This is a genomic window from Bradyrhizobium sp. Ses1 (assembly GCF_059512365.1).
Genome location: NZ_JCAMOQ010000020.1, coordinates 79114 through 103725 on the forward strand (window position 1 = coordinate 79114; position 24612 = coordinate 103725).

Sequence of the window (24612 nt, forward strand, 5' to 3'; positions counted from 1 at the left end):
TTTTTGACCGCCAGCGGAACAATCGGCGCAATGACGTTGGCCGTCTGATCTGTGCGGCATTTCACTCTCAATCGATGTAATCTGCGGTAATCCAACCTGGGGCCCTGACGAGCCCGGATACAAAGTTCATTTTCCTTTCGGAGGCGCGGCGAATGGGCCGGCTGCCTCGCAAGTGCGGCGTTCCGGTCGATAGTGGCATGGCGAGCGCACACCTTTTGTCCCGTTGCCGCGCGGGAACACAGGTCGGCCGGCAAGGCCATGATTGACAGCAGCTTAGCCTGGAGGCGACGTGCAGGAGATTGCCCAGTGGCTTGATCGACTTGGTCTCGGGCAATACGCGCAGCGTTTTGCCGACCATGCGATTGACGTGTCCGTTCTGCCCCACCTGACGGACGACGACCTGAAGGACATCGCAATTCCGCTCGGGCACCGGCGGAAAATCCTTGCAGCCATCAGCGAGCCGCCAGCCCCCACGCAGGCTGCACCCGAGCGCGCCGTAGCCTCGGTGGAACCGAAGGCGCCCGACACGGCGGAGCGCCGTCAGGTCACCGTGATGTTCGTCGACCTCGTGGGCTCGACGGAACTTTCGACGCGCATGGATCCGGAGGATTTGCGAGACATCATTTCAACCTACCAGAAATGTGTCACGAAGACCGTGCGACGCTTCGACGGCTTCGTGGCGAAATATATGGGCGACGGCGCTCTCATCTATTTCGGCTATCCGGAGGCGCACGAGGATGATCCGGAGCGTGCGGTACGGGCCGGGCTGGAGCTGATCTCGGCGATTTCCGCCCTCAAGGCTCCGGTCGTTCTGCAAATCCGCATCGGGATTGCGACCGGGGTGGTGATCGTGGGAGATCTCAGCGGGTCGGGCAACGCTCAGGAGCGCGGCATTGTCGGTGAAACTCCAAACCTGGCCGCGCGGCTGCAACAGGCCGCGTCACCCAACATGGTGGTCATTGCTGACGGCACCCGGAGGCTGCTTGGAAATCTGTTCGAGCTGCAGGATCTCGGGACAAGAGACCTCAAGGGTATCCAGGGCGATGTGCGCGTTTGGGCGGCACTGCGATCCAGCTCGGTGGCGAGCCGCTTTGAGGCACTGCACGCGGGTGCCCTGACGCCGCTGGTGGGGCGGGAAGAAGAACTCGAGTTGCTGCTTCGGCGCTGGTCAAGAGCCAAGGCCGGCGAAGGTCAGGTGGTGCTGATTTCCGGCGAAGCGGGGATCGGCAAATCACGGCTCACCTTCGGACTGTTGCAGCAACTTGCGCTCGAGCCGCACATACGCCTGCGTTACGTCTGTTCGCCGCAACACACCGACAGCGCGCTTCATCCGATCATCAGCCAGTTGATGCGCGTCGCCGCATTGGAAGACGATGACGGCCCGCAATCGAAACTGGACAAGCTCGACGCGCTGCTGGCGCAGAGCTCGACGCCGCCTGAGGATGCATCCCTGATCGCCGAATTGCTGTCGTTGCCCAACGATGGGCGCTACCCTCCGGTCGAAGTCGAGCCGCAGCTCCGTCGTGAGAAAACGCTGGCAGCTCTCTGTTCGCAGCTCGAGGCGCTGGCGCGGATCAGTCCGGTGCTGATGATTGTCGAAGATGCGCATTGGACCGATCCAACCAGCCTCGAATTGTTTGCCCGGGTGGTGGATCTGGTCGCCAGACACCGGCTCTTGATGCTCGTCACTTTCAGGCCGGAATTCAGCCCGCCCTGGATCGGACGGTCGCATGTGGCTGCGCTGACGCTCAATCGGCTGACGCGGCGCGACATCGATTCCCTCATCAAGGAAGTCGTCGGCATCTGGTCGCTGCCGACAGGCATCCGCCAGGACATCATCGAGCGCAGCGACGGCGTTCCGCTGTTCGCGGAGGAAATGACCAAGGCGGTGCTGGATGCGGAGGGCGAGAACGAAGCGCAGCCGGCCGCCGCAGCAAAGCCAAAGTCGGTGGTGCCGGTCCCGGCCAGCCTGCAGGCCTCGTTGATGTCGCGGCTCGACCGGCTCGGCTCGGCGAAAGATATAGCGCAGGTTGGCGCGGCAATCGGCCGGGAATTCCCCCACATGTTGCTGGCCGCGGTGGTGCGAAAGCCGCCGGCGGAATTGGCCGGCGCGCTCGACCGGCTGGTAGGCGCGGGTTTGCTGTTTCGGCAGGGCATTCCTCCGCATGCGAGCTATCTGTTCAAGCATGCGCTGGTGCAGGACGCAGCCTACAGCACGCTATTGCGCGAGCCACGGCGCGTGCTGCATGCGCGCATCGCCGAAGTCCTCGAGAGAGAGTTTCCCGAAATCGCCGAAAGCCAGCCCGAGTTGCTGGCGCGTCATTACATGAATGCCGACCTGATCGAAAAGTCCGCGTTCCTGTGGGGCAAGGCGGGACAACGCTCACAGGAGCGCTCGGCACTGGCCGAAGCCGCAGAACAACTTACCCACGCCCTGGCGCAGATCGCGACCTTGCCCAGCACGCCCGATCTGCGGCGCGAGCAGATCATTTGGCAAACCGCGCTCGTGAACACGCTCATGCATGTCAAGGGATATAGCGCGCCCGAAACCAAAGCTGCCGTGGCTCAGGTGAGAGCGCTGATCGAGCAGGCGGAACAGCTCGGAGAATCTCCCGACGACGCCTCATTGCTGCTTTCGGCGCTGTTCGGGCAATGGCTCGTCAATTTCATCAGCTTTGACGGCGAGGCTGCGCGGGAGCTCGCCGCGCGGTTTCTTGCTCTCGGTGAGAAGGACGGGACGACGGTACCGCTCATGGTCGGACACCGCACCATGGGGAGTACGCTCGCGTTCATGGGGGACCAGGTCAAGGCTCTGGCGCACTACAACGAGGCGCTGGCGCTTTACCGTCCGGCCGAGCACCGGCGATTGATGACGCGCTTCGGCCAGGACCTCCGGATGACGTGCCTGGGCTTTCGTTCAATGGCGTTGTGGCAGCTCGGCTATCCCGATGCTGCGCTCAGGGATGCAGACTGCGCGCTGATGGAAGCGCGCCAGATTGAACATGCCGCTACTTTGATGTTCACGCTGAACTTCCCGATTCTTGTCAACACCTATTGCGGAAATTATGACGCGGCAAACGAGTATCTCAAGGAACTTGCCATCCTGGCGGAGGAGAAGCGCGCGCCATTCCGAAAGGCAGAAGGGGTGTTGCGGCGAGGCTATGTCCTCACCCTCATGGGACGAGCCACGGAGGCAGTCGAGACGGTCACGTTGGGCATCGATTTATGGCGATCGGCCGGATCGACCATATTCACGCCGGAGCACCAGTTCATGCTGGCAATCGCGCATGCGGATTCGGGCCAATTCGACGATGCCTGGCGCTGCATCGACAAGGCAATGGCGGCGATGCAAGCCACCAAGGAAAAGTGGTGCGAGGCTGAGGCGCATCGCGTTGCCGGCGAAATCGCGCTCAAATCGCTGCAGCCCGACGTGGCGAAAGCGAAAGCATATTTCGAGCGATCCCTCACTCTTGCGCGCGCACAGCAGGCCAAGTCGTGGGAATTGCGCGCAGCCATGAGCCTGGCACGGCTTTTGGCTGAGCAGGGCAAGAGAGAAACGGCCCACGACCTTCTCGCCCCGGTCTACGATTGGTTCACCGAAGGTTTTGACACACGCGACTTGCGCAACGCCAGAACCTTGCTTGGCGAGCTTCATTGACAGCCTTCATTGACAGCCCTGCCGCAACGAAGCTTCGCCCTTTTCAACCTCGCGGAGGGCTGAGCTATTCGGCAGCCATTTGGGACAGTTCAAGCTGAACGAGCCGCTCGACGGCCGGCTCCTGGAGAGCGCTTGGCGGCTTGAGCAATTGCTGAACCTCTGCGAGCAGCCGGTGAACGGCGGGATCGCGCATCGCGGCCCGAAGCAGGGCTCCGTTGTATTGGAGCCGGCTCTCGAAATCCGCCGGGCGTTCGCCACGTGTCTCGGGATAGACCAGATCCGGGATCGCCGACATGTTCCAGGGACCCTCGACCAACGGCAGGCTTTCGGAAAAGAACGCCAGCGCCAATCCGGCAAGCGGATCGGCCTTGGTCGCGCGCCCCTGCAGAAGCTGCTTCAGAAGCCGAGCTTCCTGCGCTGCCGCGCTCATGCCCTGGCCATAGACGGGATTGAAGCGGCAGATCGAATCACCGATCGGCAGCAGGCCGCGCGGGAATGCGCTCAGCCGGTCGAAACGACGCCATACGCTGGCTGGAAAGGCATAGCGCTCAAATCCGCCCTGCCGCTCGGCGTGCGCAATGGCGTTGTAGACCGTCTGCGTCTCTAGTCGCCTGGCATAATCCATGAAGCCGTCCGGCTCAGCCGGCGGCTGTTCGCCGAGCTGTCCCGAGAGCGTCACGACCCAGCGGTTGCCTTCGATCGGCATCAGATAGCCGCCGCGGCTGCGTTCCGGCGCGTGGGGATGAGTGGCGACGCCTCCCCAATCGGTGGATGCATCCTGGGGAATGGCGAAGGTGGTCGTCGTATAATGGAGATCGACACCAATGACGATTTCATCCGGCGCCGGCTGGCCGGTCGAACGGAGCAGCGCCAAGGTTGGCGCAGCGCGTCCGGAAGCGTCGACAACGAGATCGGCTGCGAGGGTTTCCTGCCGCCCATCAGCATCTTCACATATGACGCCTGTGACCATGGTGCCATCTGATGTAGCGGTGATCTCGAGCACCCGGCATCTCGGCCGGATCGTCAGATTAGTCAGCCTCTCGGCCTGTCGGCGCGTGATCAGCTCTATCAGCGGACGGGATGCGCAATAGAGGAACCAACCGAAATCACGCGACGGGAGTGGACCGAGACGCGGGATCTCCATACGCACGTCGCGTGACATTCGAAGCGGCACCGCGCCCGCATTTGCCAGATCCCGCTCGAAATGCGGAAACAGATCGGTCAGCGCCCGCTGGCCGCCTGGCAGCAGAACGTGCAGATGCCGGGATTGCGGCGTGCCCGCTCGCGGCACTGCCTGTTCAGGCAGGCGGTCGCGCTCAAGCACGATCACCCGTTCGAAGTGGTCGGCCAGCGCACGCGCTGCGGCCAAACCAGCCATGCTCGCACCGATCACTACGGCCTGTTTACCGATCGCTCTGCCTACCATCGCAGTCTCTCCTCATTCGCGCAGCGGTGTCGCATCATGAGGGGACGAACGGGTTACAGCGTGATTTCAGCGCGGAAGAAGCGCGTTACGATCGTAGTGCCGCGAGGCGACGACCGCCTGATCCGTGCACAAAGTGTTCATCCGAGACAGCTCTACCCGGCGAGCACCAGATCGCTGGCCTTCTCGGCGACGGCGATTGCGGCGGCATTGGTCATCGCCTGCGGGATCCCGGGGAACACCGAAGCATCGATGACGCGCAGGCTCGCCACGCCTTTCACGCGCAAAGCCTCGTCGACGACGGCCCCGATGCGGCACGTGCCGACAGGGTGATGAAATGAATCTGTCGCGCCGAGAATGAACTTGCGGATGTCGTCGCTCGTCTTTGCCTCGGGTCCCGGATAGACTTCGCGGGCGCGCCAGTCGGCAAAGGCTGCACCGGCACCGATCTCGCGGGCGAGAGAAACGCCCTCGACAAGAAGGTCGATGTCGGCGGCCTCGGAGAGATAATTCGGATCAATCAGAGCCGAGGCCCGCGGATCGCCGGAGGCGAGTTTCACGCTGCCGCGGCTGCGGGGCCGCATCAGGCAGGAAACGAGCACGTAAGCCGGTGGAGGCAATGGGCCGACGCTCGGCAGGACGAACGGCAAGGACAGGCACATCACAAGGTGCTCCGGGCTCTCACCCGGGTCGGTGCGCGGCACGTAGAGGACAGCGTCGGCATGGTTGTAGTGCGAGCGTGGCACCTCGCGCCGTGCGGCGTACGCTACGCCCGCGACCAATGGATGGTCCTCAAGATGGCGGCCGACATCCGGCAGGTCCACGACAACGGGAATGCCGAACGATCGGAGCTGATCGGCCGGGCCGATTCCCGACAGCATCAAAAGGCGTGGCGAATCGATCGCACCGGCACAAAGCAGCACCTCGCTCGCGGCCCGCAAGATGCGTTCGGCGAGCCGCACGCCGATGCACCGTCCGCCTTCGATCGCGAGGCCCAGCACGTCCGTGTCGACCAGCAGATCGACGCTCACGTCTTCGAGACTTCCGAGATACGCCGTCGCCGCATCGTGGCGGGCGCCGTCCTTGATACTGAGTTGATTCCAGCCGACGCCGGTCGTGACCTCCCCTCCGATATCCGGTGACATCGGGTATCCGAGGTCTTGTGACGCCGTGACGAAGGCGGATGCCACCGGATTGCGATCCCCGACATCAGCGAGGGACAGGACGTGGAGAGGACCACTGCCTCCCCGCCATGCACTGGCACCGTCGGAAAAAGTCTCGGCGCGCTTGAAGTATGGCAAAAGGTCCGCCGCGCGCCACCCGGCGGGCCAGCGGTCATAGGCAGCCGCGTGGCCGCGCTGATAGGCCAGAGCATTGATCGTACTGGAGCCGCCCACGACCCTGCCGCGTGGACAGCGGATGATGCGGCCTCCCAACCCCGGTTGTGGGGTCGTCAAATAACGCCAGTCAAGCTCGCTGCCCTGCAGCTTGGGCCACTCCTGCGGATCCCTGACCGCTGCCAGCTTCGTTTCTCCGCCGGCCTCGACGAGGAGCACCCGTCGTCCAGCGACGGCGAGTCGATGCGCCATGACGCAACCGGACGAGCCTGCACCGACAATGATGTGGTCGTAGGACGAAGCGAGCTGCTCAGGCGAATGCAATACGCGGACGCCGGATGCGGGCCCTGCCCCGGCGCCTGCGGAACGAGCCAGGCTCGACAGCGCGAGGCCGCCGCCGACCGCTGCCGCCAGGGCGTCGCGGCGATTGAGTTGCCGGCTCGTGACGCCGCCGCCGCGATCTCCTGAGATCATGCTGGACATTGGTCTCCCCCGCCTGCTGCCCGCCGGCCTGCACAGCTCGCTTCCTTGCACCAACCTTTTTACGCTTTTCTTGCCTCTCGGTACAAAGTGGTTACGGAACATCACGACGATCGTGCCGAATTGTTCGCTCGCCGCGGTGACTGGCCGCCGCAAATCCGCTATTTTTGCAGCCCATTTCGAAGGTCGAAACATGGTGCGCGCCAGCAATGTAATGATCGGGACGTTGGCGCTGGCGTTGATCGCCGGCGCGCTGAGCGGTTGGCTCGGTTACCGCAAATATGCCGGAATCCAGCGGCAGGTGCCGCTCCGGGTGATCTTTGAGGGTTCGGCCTCGGGTCTGCGCCGCGGCGGCAGCGTGAATTTCGCCGGCGTGCGCATCGGCGAGGTGGAGTGGATCAGGCTCGACCGTCACCGCGTGATCGCGATGACACGGATCGACAAAACGGCGCCGATCAAGAAGGACACCCAGGTCGGCCTCGAATTCCAGGGCCTGACCGGCATTGCCGCAATCTCCTTCACCGGCGGCACCGACGAGGCGCCGCTTCCCCCGACCGGCGCCGACGGCATTCCGGAATTGACCGCCGATCCCCTGGGGACGATGGGCATCCAGGAAAAGATCCGTGCCGTATTGCGCAATGTCGACACGGTCATCGACGACAATGAGGATGCGATCAAGGACACGTTGCGGGGGTTCGAGACCTTCACCGCCTCGCTGTCGAGCAATGGCGAGAAGATCAGCAGCGTCATCAGCACCGCCGAGGCGGGCGTCAGTGCCGTCGACGACGGCATGAGCCGCACCGAAGCATTCCTGAAGAGCCTCGGCAGCGACAAATATGGCGGCGAATTGCTGCCGACCGTGATCTCGCTGCGCGAACTGATCGAGAGCTTCGACAAGAAGTCCGGTGCGATGATGGCCGACACGAGGAAGATGCTCGGCGATATCAGCCAGTCCGTGAACCAGGCGAACCGGAAATTTGGCGGAACCGGCGGCGGGCGCTAACGTAGCGCGACCATAACAAATACGGAAACGCCCGCTGTGCACGACAAGACGATCAGCCCGCCCGCGCCGCCGCCCACGGTAACCCGCGCCCAGAGCGCCGTGCCGCGGCATCTGCGGCGCTATCTCACGCTTGACGATTTCGAGCCAGCCGCACGCCGGCTGCTGCCGAAATTCCTGTTCGGCTATATCGACGGCGGCGCCGAGACCGATGCGGCCAAGCGCGACAACCGCAGGGCTTTCGAGGAATACGGCTTCGTGCCGCGCGTGCTCAAGGACGTCTCCGGCCGCGACCAGACCACGACCTTGTTCGGCAAGACCTACGCTGCGCCTTTCGGGATTCCGCCGATGGGCTCCTCCGCGCTCTGCGCCTATCGCGGCGACATCGTGCTGGCGCGGGCGGCTGCCGCGACGAACGTGCCGATGATCCTGTCCGCCTCCTCGCTGATCACGCTGGAGGACGTCCGCCGCGCGAACGAGGCCGCATGGTATCAGGCCTATCTCGCCGGGGTCGACGCGCGCATCGAGCCTCTGGTCGACCGCGTGGCTGCGGCCGGCTACGACACCTTCGTCGTCACCGCCGACGTGCCGGTGGCGCCCAACCGCGAGAACAACATCCGCAACGGCTTCCAGGTGCCGCTTGCGATCACGCCGCGGGTGTTCTGGGACACGATCACGCATCCGGATTGGCTGCTCAACACCTGGGCGCGCACGGTTCTCAATCACGGCATGCCGCATTTCGAGAACATGGACGCGCAGCGCGGCCCGCCGGTGCTCTCAAAGAACCTGATCCGCAATATCGGCGCGCGCGACCAGCTCGCCTGGAAGCATGTCGAGCTGATCCGCAAGCGCTGGAACGGCAAGCTGGTGGTCAAGGGCCTGGTGTCGCCGGAGGATGCGCGGATCGCGCGCGAAAGCGGCGTCGACGGAGTGATGCTGTCCAACCACGGCGGCCGCCAACTCGACTACACGGTCTCCGCACTGCGCACGCTGCCGGAGATCGCCGCGAAGGCAAACGGCATGACCGTGATGGTCGACGGCGGCATCCGCCGCGGCACCGACATCATCAAGGCCCTGGCGCTGGGCGCCGACTTCGTATGGGTCGGGCGACCGTTCCTGTATGCCGCGGTCGCCGCCGGCGAAGCGGGCGTCACGCGCGCGATCACGCTGCTCCGTGACGAGATCGACCGCGACCTGGCGCTGCTCGGCATCCGCTCAATCGGCGAGATCACGCCGGACCTGGTGCGGAAGTTTTGAGATCGCTTCTCCCTCTCCCCGTTCTTACGGGGAGAGGGTTGGGGTGAGGGGCTCTCTCCGCAAGCACGGAAATAGACGAACCCGCGGAGGCTCCCCCTCACCCGGAATTCAAGCTGCGCTTGAATTCCGGCCTCTCCCCGCACGCGGGGCGAGGCAATCCGAGCTCGCCGCTCGGCCCTACCCCATCCTGAACTTGCTGTAGGCCTCGCTGGTCGCGACGATCACGTGCTCGGCGCAGGCGTTGCGGCGGTGAGGGTCGCAGAGGGTTTCGTACTCGGCCGAGGTCATCATGTCGATGAAGGCCGAGACTGCGGGGTAATAGACCAGCGCCAGATAGTCCCACCGGTTGCCGCCTGGCCGGCCGAGCGCGACCGCCTTGGCGTTGCCGGTCCAGAGCAGCGTGCCGCCGCGCGCCTTGATCATCGGCACCGTGAGCGCGCTGTAGCGCAGATAGGCGTCCCAGCCCGAGCCGTCGCCATCGAGCGAGCGCTCGCGGAAGCGCATCAGGTTCATCATCACGACCGGCTCCTGCGGCTGCATCGCCTTGAGGCCTTCGACGTTCAAGAGGTCCACGCCCATCCGTCTCTCCGATGATTCCTTGTGCAGTTCAGCATCGCATATGTCGCCTCCATGACGCGCCAGCGGCAGCGCGCATGGCTGCTCTCTTCCGGAGCGTCTTGTCGCACGCGGAGAATCCGGCAAAAAGGTCCCGCAGCATGACCGATCTCCGCGCCTTGCCGTCCGCACCCGCTCCCGTACGCCGCTCCGCGATCGGCTGGCTCAACAACCAGCCCTATCTGCTGCTCAGCCTGACCTCGCTGTTCTGGGCCGGCAATATCGTGATCGCGCGCTATGTCGGCAATCACGTGCCGCCGCTGACGCTGTCCTGCCTGCGCTGGCTCGGCACCAGCCTGATCCTGCTGCCCTTTGCCTGGCCGCATCTGCGGCGTGACTGGCCGGCGCTGCGTGCTCGCCTGCCGCTATTGCTGCTGCTCTCATTGACCGGCTTCGCCTTCAACAATGCGATCTCCTATTGGGGGCTGCAATACACCGAGGCCCTCAACGCGCTGTTGATCCAGTCGGCGGGGCCGCTGTTCGTTGCGCTGTGGGCGCTGGTGCTGTTCGGCGTGCGGCTGACCGGCGCGCAGCTCGCCGGCATCACCCTCTCGCTGGCCGGTGTGCTCACCATCATTCTGCGCGGCGACCTCGGCGCGCTCGCCTCCATCAGCTTCAATCGCGGCGATGTGATGCTCGCCTCCGCGCTATTGTCGTTCGGACTTTACTCCGCGCTGATGATGCGGCGCCCGGTGACGCATCAGCTCTCGCTGATCACGTTCACCACCGGCTGCGGCGCCTTGATGCTGGTGCCCGGCTCGATCTGGGAATATCTGACCGGCGCCACGCTCAAGTTCGACGCGCTGACGCTGGGAACGCTGGCCTATGTCCTGATCTTCCCGTCGGCAATGGCCTATCTGTTCTTCAACCGCGGCATCGCGCTGATCGGACCGAACCGGGCCGCGCCGTTCTTCCATTTGGTGCCGGTATTCGGCTCGGCGATGGCGATCTTCCTGCTCGGCGAGGCGCTGCAGCCGTTTCACCTGATCGGCTACGCGCTGGTGCTGGCCGGCGTCGTGATCGCCTCACGACGAGGCTCGGCCAAACGGTGAATGCGGCGCGGCAACGCCTTCCGCTTTCAGCCGCGACCGAGTAGTTTCCCCGGCAACCAACTGCCATAAACCCAGCGGAGGAAAGCACGATATGATCTCGGGACTGAAACACCATTGGCGCATCGCGGCAGCAGCATCCGTGGGGCTCGCGCTGCTATCCGGCGCGGCGACGGCGCAGGCGCCGGGCTACCCGAACCGCAACATCACGCTGGTGCTACCGTTTGCGGCCGGTAGCGGCACCGACACCACGACGCGCCTGATCTCGAAGGAGGTCGGCACTGCGCTCGGCGTCACCATGGTGGTCGACAACAAGGCGGGCGCCAACGGCTCGATCGCGGCAAGTTACGTCGCCCGCTCCGCGCCTGACGGCTACACCCTGTTCGTGACGACCAACACGACGCATTCGGCCAATCCTTTCCTGCTCAAGACCATGAGCTACGACCCGGTCAAGGACTTCACGCCGATCGCGCGCACCGGCGACTTGCCATTCATGCTGGTGATCAATCCGGACATCCCGGCAAATTCGGTGGCCGAATTGATCGCGCTCGCCAAGAAGGAGCCCGGCAAATACTCCTACGCCAGCGGCAGCTCATCGGCGATCGTGTCGGGCGCGACCTTTGCCCGCCTCGCCGGCATCGATCTCTTGCACGTCCCCTACAAGAGCTCGCCGCCCGCGCTCACCGACGTCATCGCCGGCCGCGTCTCCATGATGTTCGTCGACGTCCCGACCGGGCTGCCGCATGTCAACGCCAAGGCGCTGAAGGCGCTGGCCGTCACCACCAAGCGGCGCTCGGCGCTGTTGCCGGAGCTGCCGACCATGGATGACACGGTGAAGGGCTTCGACATCACCTCATGGCAGGGCTATCTCGGCCCGGCCAACATGCCCAAGGACATCGTGGTCAAGCTGAACGCCGAGATCCGCAAGGTCGTCGAGCGTCCGGACATCAAGAGCCAGCTCGCCGAACGCGGCATGGAAGCATTTTCGGGCACGCCCGAGGAATTCGACGCATTCCTGAAAGAACAGCTCGTGCTCTGGGAGCGGCTGATCACAGACGCCGGGATCGAGAAGCAGTGAGCTGTAAGCCGCGCTCCTGATGTTCTGCGTCATGGCCGGGCTTGTCCCGGCCATCCACGCACTTGCGGAGGCAGTCAAAGACGTGGATGCCCGGGACGAGCCCGGGCATGACGGTGAGTGCGCTACGCCGCCCGCACCTTGGCCAGGAACTGGTCGACCGCGTTGCGGAGCATTCCGGACTGGGTGTCGAGCTCGCGGGCGTTCGACAGCACGTCGGAAGCCGCGGTGCCGGTGGCGGCGGCGGCCGTGGTGACGCCGCCGATATGGGTGGAGATCTCGCTGGAGCCTGCCGCGACCTGCTGGATATTGCGCGCGATCTCACGCGTCGCATCGCCCTGCTGGTCGACCGAGGTCGAAATGCTGGCGGTGATCTCGCTCATCTGGGCGATCGTCTCGCTGATGCCGCCGATCGAGGCGACCGCCTCCGTGGTCGAGGCCTGCATTGCGGCGACCTGGGCGGAGATCTCCTCGGTCGCTTTCGCGGTCTGGTTGGCGAGCGCCTTCACTTCGGAGGCGACCACCGCAAAGCCGCGGCCGGACTCGCCGGCGCGCGCGGCTTCGATGGTGGCGTTGAGCGCGAGCAGGTTGGTCTGCGCGGCGATCGAGTGGATCAGCTTCACCACCTCGCCGATCTTTTCCGCGCCGGTGGAGAGCGCCTGCACGGTGGCGTTGGTGCGCTCGGCATCGCCCACCGCCTTGCTCGCGATCTCGCTGGACCGCGCGACCTGGCGCGAGATCTCGGTCACCGAGCTCGACAGTTCCTCGGCCGCGGCAGCCACGGTGCCGACATTGTTCGAGGCGCTTTCGGACGCCGCGCTGACGGTCGCAGCCCGCGCGCTGGCGTCGCTCGCGGTCGCCGTCATCGATTGCGCCGTGGTCTGCATGCCGGCCGCGGCGGTCGCGACCGAACGGACCACGCCGGTGATGCTGCGTTCGAAATCGTTGGCGATATTCTCCATCGCGGCACGGCGTTCGGCCGTAGCGCGGGCCTGCGTCTCCGCCTCTGCTTGCTCGAGGCCGCGGATGCGAACCGCATTGTCCTTGAAGATCTGCACGGTCGCCGCCATGGCGCCGACCTCGTCGCCCCGGCCGACGCCGGGAATATCACCATCGAGCTTGCCGTCGGCGAGTTCCCGCATCCTTGTGCCGAGCTGGCCGAGCGGCCTGGTGATGCTGCGGCCGATCAGCCAGGCGATCGAGCCGGAGATGATGGCGATGCCGAGGATCGAGAGGCCGAGCAGCCACGCGATCGGCGCCAGCTTGGCATCGATATCGTCGATATAGGCCCCGGTGCCGAGATACATGTCGAAGCCGGGAACGGCGACGGCATAGCCGATCTTGCGGATCGGCTTCTGCTCGCCGGGCCGCACATATTCGTAGGTGAGGAGGATTTCGCCCTTCGCCTTCACGCCATCCATCAATTCGCGGGACAGCCTGCGGCCGTTGGTGACCACGTCCATACGGTTGGTGCCGATCTGCTTGGGATCGGGCGCAAGGACGGTGATGCCGTCATAGGAGGTGCCGAACAAATAGCCGGAGCCGTTGTCATAGGTCATGGAATTGCCGCGCTTGCCGAGCTCGGCGAGCGCCGCCTCCTTGGTCATCCGCCCGGCATCGACCTCTTTCTTGAAGCCGGCCGCCATGTTCACGGCCATCTCGACCATCGCCTTGGTCTGATCGATGCGCGCCTTCATCATTTCGCGCTGCATCAGATGGCCCGCAAGGACGCCGGCGGCGCAGAGGCCAAGGATGGTCACCCCCACCAAAATGCCGAGTTTGGGCGTGATCTTGAGGTTGGTCAGCTTCACAGGGCGTCTCCGGGAATGGCGCGCTTGCATGTTTGGCGGATTGATTCGGCCTACCCTAATGTGAGAGCCTTTAGCGTCCGGTTACGAAACCTCTCCGTAAAAGCCCGGGAACGCCGCGCTCAAGGCAACCTGGAACGGGGCGGGGCGCTTCGCCCCGCGAAGGCGCGGCAGCGACGACTTGTCGCGGCCGGATGACGGCAGAACGACCAACAACCAAAGAAGAAAATCGGGAGCAGGAGATGTCGAAGTTCAGGGTGGTGACGCCGAAGGGCGCAAGCTTCACGGTGGCCGGCGGCGGCTACGACTATGAGAAGGAAGCGCTCGATCCGATCGGCGCCGAGATCATCGAGGCTCCCGCCAACGAGGCGGAATTCATCGCAGCCGCAAAGACCGCCGACGCGATCTACGCCAAGGGCATGCCGATCACCAAGGCGGTCATCGATGCGCTCGAGAACTGCAAGGTGATCACGCTCGGCAGCGTCGGCGTCGACAGCGTCGACGTCAAGGCGGCAACAGCCCGCGGCATCCCCGTCACCAACATTCCCGACACCTTCATCGAGGAAGTCGCCGATCACGCCATGATGCTCTTGCTTGCCGGCTTCCGCCGCCTGGTCGAGCAGGACAAGATGGTGCGCGAAGGACGCTGGACCGAAGGACGCCCGGCGCTCCTGAAAATTCCGCGCCTGATGGGACAGACGCTCGGCTTCATCTCGTTCGGACGCGTGGCACGCGCGGTGGCGAAGCGCGCCGCGCCTTTCGGCCTGCGGATGATCGCCTACGATCCGTTCATCCAGGAGACGCTGATGTCGGAACACAACGTGCTGCCGGCGACGCTGTCGGAGGTGCTGTCGCAATCCGACTTCGTCTCGATGCACGCGCCGGCGCGGCCCGAGGTGCATCACATGCTCACCGAGAAGCATTTCCGGCAGATGAAGAAGAGCGCGATCTTCATCAACACCGGACGCGGCGCCACGGTGGACGAGGAAGGGCTGATCAAGGCGCTGCAGGAAGGCTGGATCGCGCATGCTGCGCTCGACGTGCTGGAGAAGGAGCCGCCGTCGCACAACAATCCCCTGCTCCGCATGGACAACGTCACGCTGACCGCCCATGTCGCCTCCGCATCTGCACGTTTCGATGAAGCGCGCAAGCGGCGCGTGGGCTACGAATTGTCACTGGTACTTTCCGGGCTGTGGCCGGTAAGCTGCGTCAATCCGTCGGTGCTGCAGAACACCTCGCTCCGGCGCTGGCAGCCTGTCAGCATGGATCGCGGCCCGAACAGCTAGCCGGCGGGGAACGCACGTTTCCCGCGAAAACGGAAATTGTGCGGGGCAAAAGTCTCTAGAGCATGATCCGGAAAAGTGTGAAGCGGTTTTTCGAAAAGATCATGCTCAAACAATATTAGGCGATCGCTTCGGCCCCATGAGGGCTGAAGCTCACGTTCACCGGCGAGTAACGCCGGGAACGATAAAACAGGGAGGAGACTATGGGGAACGACCTCACCCGTCGTGACGCGTTGGCGCTTGGCCTCTCGGCCGCGGCGCTGGCGGCAACCGGCGCTTCGGCACAATCAACGGAATCGCTGGTCAAGGCGGCCGACGTGGCGGCACCGTCGCTACCGATCGAGAAGGGCGCAAGCCTGCGGATGCTGCGCCCGGTCCGCTTCGTCAAGGCTGACGAGGACGTGTTCCGCGCCAACGCGGCCAAGTTCACCGAGAAGATGGGCGTCGAGGTCAAGGTCGATTTCGTCGGCTGGGAGGACATCAACCAGCAGACCGCGGTGACCTCGAACTCTGGCGCTGGTCCCGACATCATCATCGGCTTCTCGGACGCGCCGCATATCTACGCCGACAAGCTGATCGAACTCACCGATGTCGCCGAATATCTCGGCAAGCGCTATGGCGGCTGGCAGACGCTGGCCCAGAAATACGGCAAGCGCGCCAAGGGCAACGCCTGGATCGGATTGCCGTTCGGCGCCAGCGGCGGCCCGCTGGTGTACCGCAAGTCGGTGCTGCAATCGATCGGCTACGACAAGATACCGGAGGATCATGCGGGCGTGCTGGACGTCTGCCGCAAGCTGCAGAAGGCCGGCAAGCCCGCAGGCTACGCACTCGGCAACGCCGTCGGCGACGGCAACGGCTTTGCCAACTGGATCCTGTGGTCGCACAATGCATCCCTGCTCGATGAAGAGGGCAAGGTCACCATCAACAGCAAGGAGACGGTGGCCGCGCTGAAATATCTGAAGGAGCTGTATCCGACCTTCATCGCCGGCACGCCGTCCTGGAATGACGTCTCCAACAACCGCGCCTACTCCTCGCAGGAAATCGCGCTGACGGCCAACGGCGTCTCGCTCTATTTCGCGCTGAAGAACGATCCGGCGACCGCTGCGATCGCCGAGGACACCGAGCATCAGTTCCTGCCGAAGGGCCTGGCAGCCTCCACGCCGATGTCGGGGCTGACGCTGAACGCGATGGTGTTCAAGCACAGCCCCTATCCGAATGCGGCGAAAGCCTTCCTGCAGTTCATGCTGGAGAAGGAGCAGTACGAGCCGTGGCTCAACGCCAACAGCGGGTACTGGTCGCAGCCGCTCGCGGCCTACGCGGATGCTGCCGTGTGGTCCGGCGATCCCAAGGTCAAGATATTCAAGGACACCATGAAAAGCCAGTACTACGCCGGCTACAAGGGCCCGATCTCGACCGCGACCGGCGCCGTCAATGCCGACTACGTGCTGGTGCAGATGTGTGCGTCTGTCGCGACCGATGCCGCAACGCCGGAGGCTGCAGCCGCCGAAGCCGAGCGGCGCTGCAAGCGCTATTTCCGGCGCTAAATCGACAAACACCGTCATTGCGAGGAGCAACGCGACGAAGCAATTCATGTCTCCACAAGCGGTGAGATGGATTGCTTCGCTCCGCTCGCAATGACGGCGTAGGGCTCTGATCAGCACAGGACACGCATTCATGTCCGTGACCACACTCTCTCCCCGAGGCCTGGCGCTCCGCCAGCCGAACTGGTTCGCGCGCCTGCTCGACTACAAGCCGTTCCTGATCGTCGTCTGCCTTGCGCCGGCGATCGGGCTGCTCGCCGTGTTCCTCACCTATCCGCTTGGGCTCGGCGTCTGGCTCGCCTTCACCGACACCACTATCGGGCGACGCGGCATCTATGTCGGACTGGAGAATTTCCAGTACCTCCTCAGCGATCCCCTGTGGTGGGGCGCGGTGTTCTACAGCGTGTTCTACACGGCGGTCGCGACCTTCGGAAAATTCGCGCTCGGCTTCTGGCTGGCGCTGCTGCTCAACAACCACTTCCCGTTCAAGAGCATCCTGCGCGCCATCGTGCTGCTGCCCTGGATCGTGCCGACCGTGCTGTCGGCGCTGGCGTTCTGGTGGATCTACGATCCGCAATTCTCGATCATTTCCTATCTACTGGTCGACGTGCTGCACTGGCGCTCCACCAATATCGACTTCCTCGGCTCGGCCTGGCCGGCGCGGTTCTCGCTGATCGCGGCCAATATCTGGCGCGGCATCCCGTTCGTGGCGATCTCGCTGCTGGCGGGCCTGCAGACCATCTCGCCGTCGCTGTACGAGGCGGCGATGCTGGACGGTGCCTCATCCTGGCAGCGCTTCCGCTACATCACCTTCCCGATGATGATGCCGATCCTGGCGATCGTGATGACATTCTCGATCATCTTCACCTTCACCGATTTCCAGCTCGTCTATGCCATCACCCGCGGCGGGCCGGTGAACTCGACGCACCTGCTCGCGACGCTAGCGTTCCAGCGCGGCATTGCCGGCGGCGAGCTTGGCGAGGGCGCGGCGATCGCCGTATCGATGGTGCCGTTCCTGGTGTTCGCGACGCTGTTCAGCTATTTCGGCCTCGCCCGGCGCAAATGGCAGCAGGGAGAGAGCGATGACTGACGCGGTCGCGCAACCAACCAACGTCGCCAGCGCCGCTCCCGATACCATGGCGTGGGACTCCCGCGCGCGGCGGATGGTCATGATCTATCTGCCGCTCGCCTGCTTCGTCATCATCCTGCTGTTCCCGTTCTACTGGATGGCGGTGACCGCGTTCAAACCGAACGCGGAGCTGTTGAACTACAAGGAGCACAACCCGTTCTGGATCTCCTCGCCGACGCTGGCGCATATCCAGCACCTCCTGTTCAACACCGCCTATCCGCGCTGGCTGAAGACGACGATGCTGGTGGCGATCGGCTCCACCTTCCTGTCGCTGCTCGCGAGCACGCTTGCAGCTTACGCGATCGAGCGGCTGCGCTTCCGCGGCAGTCCCTACGTGGGCCTCGGCATCTACCTCGCCTATCTGGTGCCGCCATCGATCCTGTTCATTCCGCTCGCAACTGTCGTGGTGCAGTTCGGCCTGTTCGACAGCCCGCTGGCGCTGATCCTGGTCTATCCGACCTTCCTGGTGCCATTCTGCACCTGGCTCCTGATCGGCTATTTCAAGTCGATCCCCTATGAGCTCGAGGAATGCGCGCTGGTCGACGGCGCGACAAGGTTGCAGATCCTGCGGCGGATCACACTGCCGCTCGCCGTGCCCGGCCTGATCTCGGCCGGCATCTTCTCCTTCACGCTGTCATGGAATGAGTTCATCTACGCGCTCGCCTTCATCCAGAGCAGCGCCAACAAGACCGTGCCGGTCGCGATCCTGACCGAGCTCGTCTCCGGCGACGTCTATCAATGGGGCGCGCTGATGGCGGGCTCGCTGCTCGGCTCGTTGCCGGTTGCGATCTTCTACTCGCTGTTCGTGGACTACTACGTGTCCTCGCTCACCGGCGCGGTGAAGGAGTAGCGGTTATCGCAGCGAGAACGAGATCGGGACGTTGAACCCCATGGCGGGGTGCTTCATGTCTGATGGAAACGGCGGAAATGGCTGGGCGCGGCGAACCATGGCCACCACCTCCGCATCCAGCGCGGGATTGCCCGAGGAACGGCCGAGCCGGCTCGACGTCACCTGTCCGCCGCGACTGAGCGTGAAAACCACGCTGGCGATGCCCTGCTGTCCGGCGGACTTGGCGCCCGGCGGATATTGCTTGAAGCGCAAGAGATGGGCGCGGACGATCTGATTGTAGGAGGCAACCGCGGCAGCAGATGCACCGCTGCTGACGGCGGACATGGTCGGTCCCTGGCGCTCGACGCGTGGTGACGCGGTGGTGCGCGGCGCCGGCGGTGCCTCCGTCGGCTTCTTGGCGTCGGGGCGAACCACTTTCGGCTTGGCCGGCGTGGGCTTGCGGTCGGGAACGGGCTTTGCCGGTTCGGGCGCCGGTGGTGCCGGCTGCAGCTTTTGCTCCGGTGGCGCCACGACCTCGGGCTTCTCCTGCGGCGGGGTCGGCGGGATCAGCTCTTCCACCGCCTGCTGCGGCACCGGCTCGGGCGGCGAAGCGTCAGCGGCCTGCATCTCGGGGCCCGGCGCGAGATCCAGCGGCGTCGATTGCGGCGCTGAGGTCGCCGGCGCCATGTCGACCATGATCGCAGGCAGGGAGACACCGGGCAGCGGCTGCTCGCGATACCATTTCATACCGGCCGCGATTAGCGCTGCATGCGTGGCGAGGATCACGAGCGCCGAGATGCCCCAGCGCCGCAACGCGGCCTGATCGGTAACGTCATGCAGCGCAAACGCGTTCATGGCGATCAGCTTCGGCCGTCGAGGCCGACCAGCGCGATCTTGAGATAGCCCGCGTTGCGCAGCAGGTTCATCACCTCCATCAATTCGCCATAGCTCACCGCCTTGTCGGCGCGCACGAAGATGCGCTCGTCCTTGCGGCCCTTGGTGGCGCCGTCCAGCGTCGTGGCAAGCGCGTCACGCGCGACGATGTCCTCGCCGACAGCGACCGAGAGGTCGGGCTTCGCCGTGACAAACACCGGCTTGTCGGGACGCGGCTGCGGCTCGGCGGTGCTCGCGGGCAGATCGACGCCGAGATCGACCGTGGCGAGCGGTGCCGCAACCATGAAGATGATGAGCAGCACCAGCATGACATCGATGAAGGGAGTGACGTTGATCTCATGCGCCTCGACGAGATCATCCTCGGCGCGAAACCGTCCGCCCCCTGCACTGCCCGCCCCGAGCCTGACGCCCATCATTCACTCCGCGGCGCGGGCGAGGCGAAACAGGCCGCGATCGCCCTCGCGGCTGACCAGGAGCAGCACCATCGCGCAGGCGTCTCCAAGCAGCGCGCGATGTGCCGCGATCGACCGTGTCAGGTGATTGTAGATCACAACCGCAGGGATCGCCGCGACCAGCCCCAGCGCGGTCGCAAGCAACGCTTCGGCAATGCCGGGCGCGACTACGGCGAGGTTGGTCGTATGCGCCTCGGAGATGCCGATGAAGGAATTCATGATGCCCCACACCGTGCCGAACAGGCCGACAAAGGGCGCAGTGGCGCCGATGGTCGCGAGCACACCGGTGCCGCGCGCGATCTGCCGCGCCATCGCGGCCTCGACTCGCTCCAACCTGAGCGCGGTGCGCTCCTTGAAGCCGTCATCGAACACGCCGCCGGAGAGGCTCGCCTCGCGCGCCGCGGACTGGATGATCTGCGCCACCGCGTCGTCGTCGCCGCGGCTCGCCTGCTCCGCCTCGGCCAGCACCGTATCCTTCTCGAGCAGCCGCAGCCGCTGTTTCGCCAGCGCCGTCTTGCGCCGGATCTCGATGGTCTTTGCCAGCCAGATCGTCCACGTCGCCAGCGAGGCGAAAGCGAGCCCGATCATGACCGCCTTCACCACGATGTCGGCGCTCTGGAACATGCCCCAGGGCGAGAGGTTGCGCGGCAATAGCGCGTTGTCGTCGGCGGCGAAGCAGGTGGCCGGCCACAGCATTGCGTTGGAAGCGATCAGCGCCATGACGATCAGGCGCCGGCAAAATCCATCGAACCATGCTTGCATGATCGCCTCCCGACCTTGCTTCCTCAGGCCGCGCTCCTAGAGCTTCGGTTCTGATTGAATCAGAACCGAAGCTCTAGATTCTTGTTTTGACGCGTTTTCTTCACGCGAACCGGTGTCCACTTCGCTCGAAAACGCGCTGGGCGCGATCCGGTCCGCGAGTGCACGGAAGCGCTGGAGCTGGTCGCCGCGCAGCGCGCGGGTCTCGTCGCGACCGACGAACACCTTGAACATGATGCCGCCGTCGACATTGATGAAGGCGATGAAGGCTGACGACTTGCCCATGAAGGGGCGCTCGACAAAGGCGATCGCCGCGCAACGCTCGTGGCGGAGATGGCCGTGCAGGCCCTTCGGCTGCATCAGGTTGAAATAGCCGCGGCCGATCTCGCCCGCTGGTATCGCGCCGGTGAACTCGAAAATCGCATCGTCGGTGTGGACGATCAGCGTCACCTCGCCCCAACCGGCGATGTCCTGCATGGCGGCGGCGAATTCGCCGCCCGCACCGATCCGCGCCATCTCGCCCGGCAACGCCTCGATCACCGCGCGCGGCGAAATCTTTCGCTCGCGCGCGACGTCCTCGATCACGGCGCCGGGATTGTCGGCCATGTAGGCCCTGAGATCGGCGAGCTCCGTACTCGACATAACGGTCTCCTTACGCCGCGGCGCTCGCCTTGCGTTCGCTCTGGATCACCTCAAAGCCTTCGAACTTGGGATGACCGAGATAAAGGCTCTCGCCGGTCTTGTTGTCGGCACGGGCATGCGCGCGGCGGAATTCTTCCGAGCGCGTCCAGGCCTCGAACGCCGCCTTGTCGACCCAGGTGGTGTGTGACGAATAGAGCGTGTGGTCCTCGGCCTCCGGCCCCTTGAGCAGATGGAATTCGACGAAGCCCGGCAGGTTGCCGAGATAGGACTCCCGGGTGGCCCAGACGGTCTCGAACGCCTGCTCCGAGCCTTTCTTCACCTGGAAGCGGTTCATGGCGATAAACATTGTCGAATTCTCCTTCCTACGTTCGCGGCGCTGGCCGCTTGTCGGGTTTTCGGCGCTGCGCCGCTTGCGCAGCCTGCCGGTTAAGTTGGTTGAAAACAAGAACGTGCCAGGCCGCGCTGGACCCTCAGCGCGGCCGCGGCACGGATGAAGGAGCTCCCGGTTCCTCGATCAGGTCCCTCCAAAGTGATATCTGAGGCCGCCCTTGAAGACGATCCCCGGCCCCGCGCTGGCCCATTTGACGTCGTTCTGGGTGTCGCCGGTGGAGCCGACCGGAATGGCGTAGGGACGGTAATATTGATCCAGGAGGTTCTCGACCGAGAAGTTGAGCACCAGATCGCGCGTCGGCGTATAGGCCACGTAGAGGTTCACGAGATCGTAGGACGTCGCCGGCGTGAAGGTCGGCGGGATATTGTTGTTGGCCAGCGCCGACGTCCACATCGCGGAGATCACCAGCGTGTTGTCGAGCAGGCGCACGCCGGCCGTCGTCGTGATCTTCTGCGGCGGAATGCTGTAGAGCCCGAGGCCGGTCTGGAGGTTCTTGCCCTGCATGTAGCTCCCGGCAATGCCGACGAACCAGGTTCTGGCATCATACATCGTCTCGGCTTCGAAACCCTCGATTCGGGCCTCGGCGATGTTCTGGTACTGCACGAAGGGCAATACGGTGATGCGCGGTGCGGGCGGCGGACCGGTCGGAACCACGAGCGGAGGTCCGTACGACACCAGATCGATGTAGTTCTCGATGTCGTTGCGGAAGAAGTTGAACTTGCCGCGGATGCTGTCGCCGGGCACGAACAGGTCGTTCTTCTTCAGGTTGAAGCCGATTTCCTTGTTCTTGCCGATCTCGGGCTTCAGGTTCGGGTTGGGGACGAAGCAGAATGTCGAGTCGGCGCCGGGCCCCGGCGTGCCCGACGGACAGCGGAAGAACGAATCGTTGATGGTGGCGCCGGAATGCGGGCCGTTGACGAGCGTCTCGGTGATCGACGGCGCGCGGTAGCCTTCGGCATAGCTGACATAGGGCGTCAGCATCGCGGCAGGCATCAGTCCGACCGTGATCTTCGGCGACAGGCGGTCGCCGCTGGTGGACGTCGTCCCCGATTCCAATTGGTAATTGTCGTAACGCAGCGCCGAGATGGTTTCGACCAGGTTCTGGTAATTGGCCTTCCACTGCACGAAGCCGCCCGACACCGTGCGCCGGCCACCTGGCGTCGTCACCTCGGACGTGCCGCTCCTGTCGTTCGTGCTCACCTCGTCCTGGAACGCATCAAGACCGTAGGTGATGGCATTGTGCCAATCCAACAAATCGAAACGTGAGGTGTTGTGGATGTCGACGCCGTAGGTATCCAGGAGATAGCCGCGATTGCTACCGATACAGCCGGAGACGGCGTTGCCGGGCACGCCGCCGCAGAAGGCCGACGGCGTGGTGCTGGTATGCGCGGTCTTGATCTGGTCGTTCTCGGTGCGATTCCAATAGACCTTCGCATCCCAGTCGAACAACCGGTCGTCAGGCTGCGAATAGGTCCAGCCGAGCGTCGTCGTGTAGTTCTTCACGTTGCTGGCGTAGATCGACGTGCCGGAGAGATTGTTGGTGCCGTTCGCATTGGTCGAATTGGGATCGCCCGCACGCCGCGCCGGCTGACCGACGCTGTAGATGTCTTCCTGGAAGATGGTGCCGAGCTTGACTTCGTGTCCGTCGGCCGGGCGCACCGTCAGCTTGGCAATGCCGCTGGAGAGCCGGTTGCCGGTATTGGCGACTTCGAACCCGGTGCCGTCCTTGTAGTTCTCCTGCGTGCTGTAGGTGCCGCCGGCGAACACGTCGACATTGGGATTGACACGAACGCCGCCGAAAACCGAGGTGAGCCAGCGCCCCTCATTGCTGCCGAACACATTCTTGTAGTCGACGCCCCAGCGCTCGCCGGGGCGCACCACATCCTCGATGTCCTTGGTGCGAAACGAGGCCACGCCGCCGATCGCGCCGGATCCGTAGATGTTCGCCGTCGGGCCGCGCACGATGTCGATGCTGCTGATCAATTCCGGATTGAGGAAGAAGGAGCCGTTCGCGAAGTGACCGGTGCGCTGGTAGTTCTGCCGCGCGCCATCGACCACCACCGCAACGCGACCGAAGTCCTGCAGGCCGCGGATGTTGATCGACGTCGACGGCTCGTCGCCGCGATCCTGCACCCAGACGCCGGGCAGATTATAGAGGAGATCGCCGATCGTGCTGGGCTGGCGGCCCTGGATCTGCTCGAGCGTAACGACGCTGACGGGCGCTAGCGCGTCGATTGCGCGCTCCTCGATCTTCGATGCGGCAACGGTGATGGTGTCGAGCGATTGCACCGTCACGGCACCGATCTGCGCGCGCGCATTCATCACGGGCGCGGCCGCCTGCTGTTCGACTTTCGGCTTCGCCGGCTTGCGCTTCGCCTGCTTGGCGCGCTCCGACGCGCGACCGGCCGGCTGCGCGTCCGCAGTCTGGGCGAACCCGGACTCCGAAAGCAACAACCCGATTGAAACCACTGATGCGCCCAAAATAAAGGCGCGCGAAATCCTAGCCCCGTCAGCCATATTGCCCCAATCCAAAGATCTGCTTTTTGGGTCTGGCTGGCGTGCGCTCGCGAAATGATGCGGGCGGCTTGCTGGCTACCAAAATACACAGTGCGGGTCACACGCCCGCGCTACGTTCACATTCGTTACGTCGCGGTAACAAAGTGGTCAACAACGGCACGGCGCAGTTTATATCGATTGTAAACTGCAGCGATTGGATTGCGGTGCGGGCGACCTGTACAAACAGCCATCCAGAGAACGTTCGGGGCGCAGCAAAGAGGATATGGCGGCAACTTCCGGAGACAATACCGAAGGCGCCGGGGGGCGCGCAGCAAATGCCTCACCTGCCGTGAGAAACCTCTCGATGACCGGCAACCGGATCGACAGCCGCGAGCTGTTTCAGACCGAACGGGAGATCATGATCGCGCATGGCAACGAGATTTACCGGTTGCGTCTGACGTCGCAGAACAAGCTGATCCTGACCAAGTGATCCC

General features: G+C 64.3%; 19 protein-coding genes and 1 pseudogene. 10 read left to right on the forward strand and 10 right to left on the reverse strand.

What is annotated here, in order from left to right:
- Positions 1-289: 289 nt before the first annotated feature.
- The gene (locus tag AC5ZG5_RS22780; protein WP_456643876.1) at positions 290-3658 is read left to right on the forward strand and encodes an adenylate/guanylate cyclase domain-containing protein; all 3369 of its coding nucleotides are present in this window, start codon (positions 290-292) and stop codon (positions 3656-3658) included.
- 64 nt (positions 3659-3722) lie between these two features.
- Here the strand turns inward: AC5ZG5_RS22780 and AC5ZG5_RS22785 are convergent, their stop codons facing one another.
- Both AC5ZG5_RS22785 and AC5ZG5_RS22790 read right to left on the reverse strand, forming a co-directional pair.
- Positions 3723-5084 (reverse strand): FAD-dependent monooxygenase, encoded by a 1362-nt coding sequence (locus AC5ZG5_RS22785; protein ID WP_456643877.1) that lies wholly within the window; start codon positions 5082-5084, stop codon positions 3723-3725.
- Between the two features lie 152 nt (positions 5085-5236).
- Positions 5237-6901 carry a GMC family oxidoreductase gene (locus AC5ZG5_RS22790; protein ID WP_456643878.1) on the reverse strand — a complete coding sequence of 555 codons (1665 nt, stop codon included), beginning with the start codon at positions 6899-6901 and terminating at the stop codon, positions 5237-5239.
- A 112-nt stretch (positions 6902-7013) separates the two neighbouring features.
- On the opposite strand from AC5ZG5_RS22790, the gene AC5ZG5_RS22795 reads away from it, so the two are divergent.
- Together AC5ZG5_RS22795 and AC5ZG5_RS22800 are read left to right on the forward strand one after the other, a co-directional pair.
- A complete protein-coding gene (locus tag AC5ZG5_RS22795) occupies positions 7014-7901 on the forward strand; it encodes an MlaD family protein (protein ID WP_456643879.1) in 888 nt (295 codons plus the stop codon).
- Between the two features lie 99 nt (positions 7902-8000).
- A complete protein-coding gene (locus AC5ZG5_RS22800) occupies positions 8001-9155 on the forward strand; it encodes an alpha-hydroxy acid oxidase (protein WP_456643920.1) in 1155 nt (384 codons plus the stop codon).
- Between the two features lie 177 nt (positions 9156-9332).
- Here AC5ZG5_RS22800 and AC5ZG5_RS22805 read toward each other — a convergent pair whose 3' ends face one another.
- Positions 9333-9734, reverse strand: a complete 402-nt coding sequence (locus tag AC5ZG5_RS22805) for a DUF1330 domain-containing protein (RefSeq protein WP_456643880.1) — start codon at positions 9732-9734, stop codon at positions 9333-9335.
- A 137-nt stretch (positions 9735-9871) separates the two neighbouring features.
- On the opposite strand from AC5ZG5_RS22805, the gene AC5ZG5_RS22810 reads away from it, so the two are divergent.
- On the forward strand, positions 9872-10822 hold the full coding sequence (locus AC5ZG5_RS22810) for a DMT family transporter (protein ID WP_456643881.1): 951 nt from the start codon (positions 9872-9874) through the stop codon (positions 10820-10822).
- Positions 10823-10913: 91 nt separating this feature from the next.
- Positions 10914-11897: a Bug family tripartite tricarboxylate transporter substrate binding protein gene (locus tag AC5ZG5_RS22815; protein ID WP_130227400.1), complete on the forward strand. Its 984-nt coding sequence runs from the start codon at positions 10914-10916 to the stop codon at positions 11895-11897.
- Positions 11898-12019: 122 nt separating this feature from the next.
- Here the strand turns inward: AC5ZG5_RS22815 and AC5ZG5_RS22820 are convergent, their stop codons facing one another.
- Entirely contained in the window at positions 12020-13705 is a 1686-nt protein-coding gene (locus tag AC5ZG5_RS22820; RefSeq protein ID WP_456643882.1) for a methyl-accepting chemotaxis protein, read from the reverse strand.
- A 239-nt stretch (positions 13706-13944) separates the two neighbouring features.
- Here AC5ZG5_RS22820 and AC5ZG5_RS22825 point away from each other — a divergent pair, with 239 nt between their 5' ends.
- The 4 genes from AC5ZG5_RS22825 (at position 13945) to AC5ZG5_RS22840 (ending at position 18505) form a co-directional block, all read left to right on the forward strand.
- Positions 13945-14988: a C-terminal binding protein gene (locus AC5ZG5_RS22825; RefSeq protein ID WP_456643883.1), complete on the forward strand. Its 1044-nt coding sequence runs from the start codon at positions 13945-13947 to the stop codon at positions 14986-14988.
- Between the two features lie 200 nt (positions 14989-15188).
- Complete coding sequence (locus AC5ZG5_RS22830; RefSeq protein WP_456643884.1) at positions 15189-16529, forward strand: ABC transporter substrate-binding protein; 1341 nt, start codon at positions 15189-15191, stop codon at positions 16527-16529.
- Positions 16530-16659: 130 nt separating this feature from the next.
- Positions 16660-17616: a carbohydrate ABC transporter permease gene (locus AC5ZG5_RS22835; protein WP_130227404.1), complete on the forward strand. Its 957-nt coding sequence runs from the start codon at positions 16660-16662 to the stop codon at positions 17614-17616.
- Positions 17609-18505, forward strand: a complete 897-nt coding sequence (locus AC5ZG5_RS22840; protein WP_130227405.1) for a carbohydrate ABC transporter permease — start codon at positions 17609-17611, stop codon at positions 18503-18505. The genes AC5ZG5_RS22835 and AC5ZG5_RS22840 overlap by 8 nt, the downstream gene beginning before the upstream one ends.
- A gap of 3 nt (positions 18506-18508) precedes the next feature.
- Here AC5ZG5_RS22840 and AC5ZG5_RS22845 read toward each other — a convergent pair whose 3' ends face one another.
- From AC5ZG5_RS22845 to AC5ZG5_RS22870, 6 genes and pseudogenes are all read right to left on the reverse strand, one after another.
- Positions 18509-19345 carry a TonB family protein gene (locus AC5ZG5_RS22845; protein ID WP_456643921.1) on the reverse strand — a complete coding sequence of 279 codons (837 nt, stop codon included), beginning with the start codon at positions 19343-19345 and terminating at the stop codon, positions 18509-18511.
- Positions 19345-19791 (reverse strand): TonB system transport protein ExbD, encoded by a 447-nt coding sequence (gene exbD / locus AC5ZG5_RS22850; RefSeq protein WP_456643885.1) that lies wholly within the window; start codon positions 19789-19791, stop codon positions 19345-19347. Before exbD ends, AC5ZG5_RS22845 begins: the two co-directional genes overlap by 1 nt.
- Positions 19792-19794: 3 nt before the next feature.
- Entirely contained in the window at positions 19795-20550 is a 756-nt protein-coding gene (exbB, locus tag AC5ZG5_RS22855) for a tonB-system energizer ExbB (protein WP_456643922.1), read from the reverse strand.
- A gap of 183 nt (positions 20551-20733) precedes the next feature.
- A pseudogene (gene hutX, locus AC5ZG5_RS22860) lies at positions 20734-21231 on the reverse strand (heme utilization cystosolic carrier protein HutX); the annotation flags it as partial.
- A 10-nt stretch (positions 21232-21241) separates the two neighbouring features.
- Positions 21242-21577, reverse strand: coding sequence for a heme-degrading protein HmuQ (hmuQ, locus tag AC5ZG5_RS22865; protein ID WP_130227408.1), 336 nt, complete (start codon positions 21575-21577; stop codon positions 21242-21244).
- A gap of 168 nt (positions 21578-21745) precedes the next feature.
- Complete coding sequence (locus AC5ZG5_RS22870; protein WP_456643886.1) at positions 21746-24139, reverse strand: TonB-dependent hemoglobin/transferrin/lactoferrin family receptor; 2394 nt, start codon at positions 24137-24139, stop codon at positions 21746-21748.
- 262 nt (positions 24140-24401) lie between these two features.
- Between AC5ZG5_RS22870 and AC5ZG5_RS22875 the strand changes: the two genes are divergently transcribed.
- Positions 24402-24608 carry a hemin uptake protein HemP gene (locus AC5ZG5_RS22875; RefSeq protein ID WP_028163842.1) on the forward strand — a complete coding sequence of 69 codons (207 nt, stop codon included), beginning with the start codon at positions 24402-24404 and terminating at the stop codon, positions 24606-24608.
- Positions 24609-24612 lie beyond the last annotated feature (4 nt).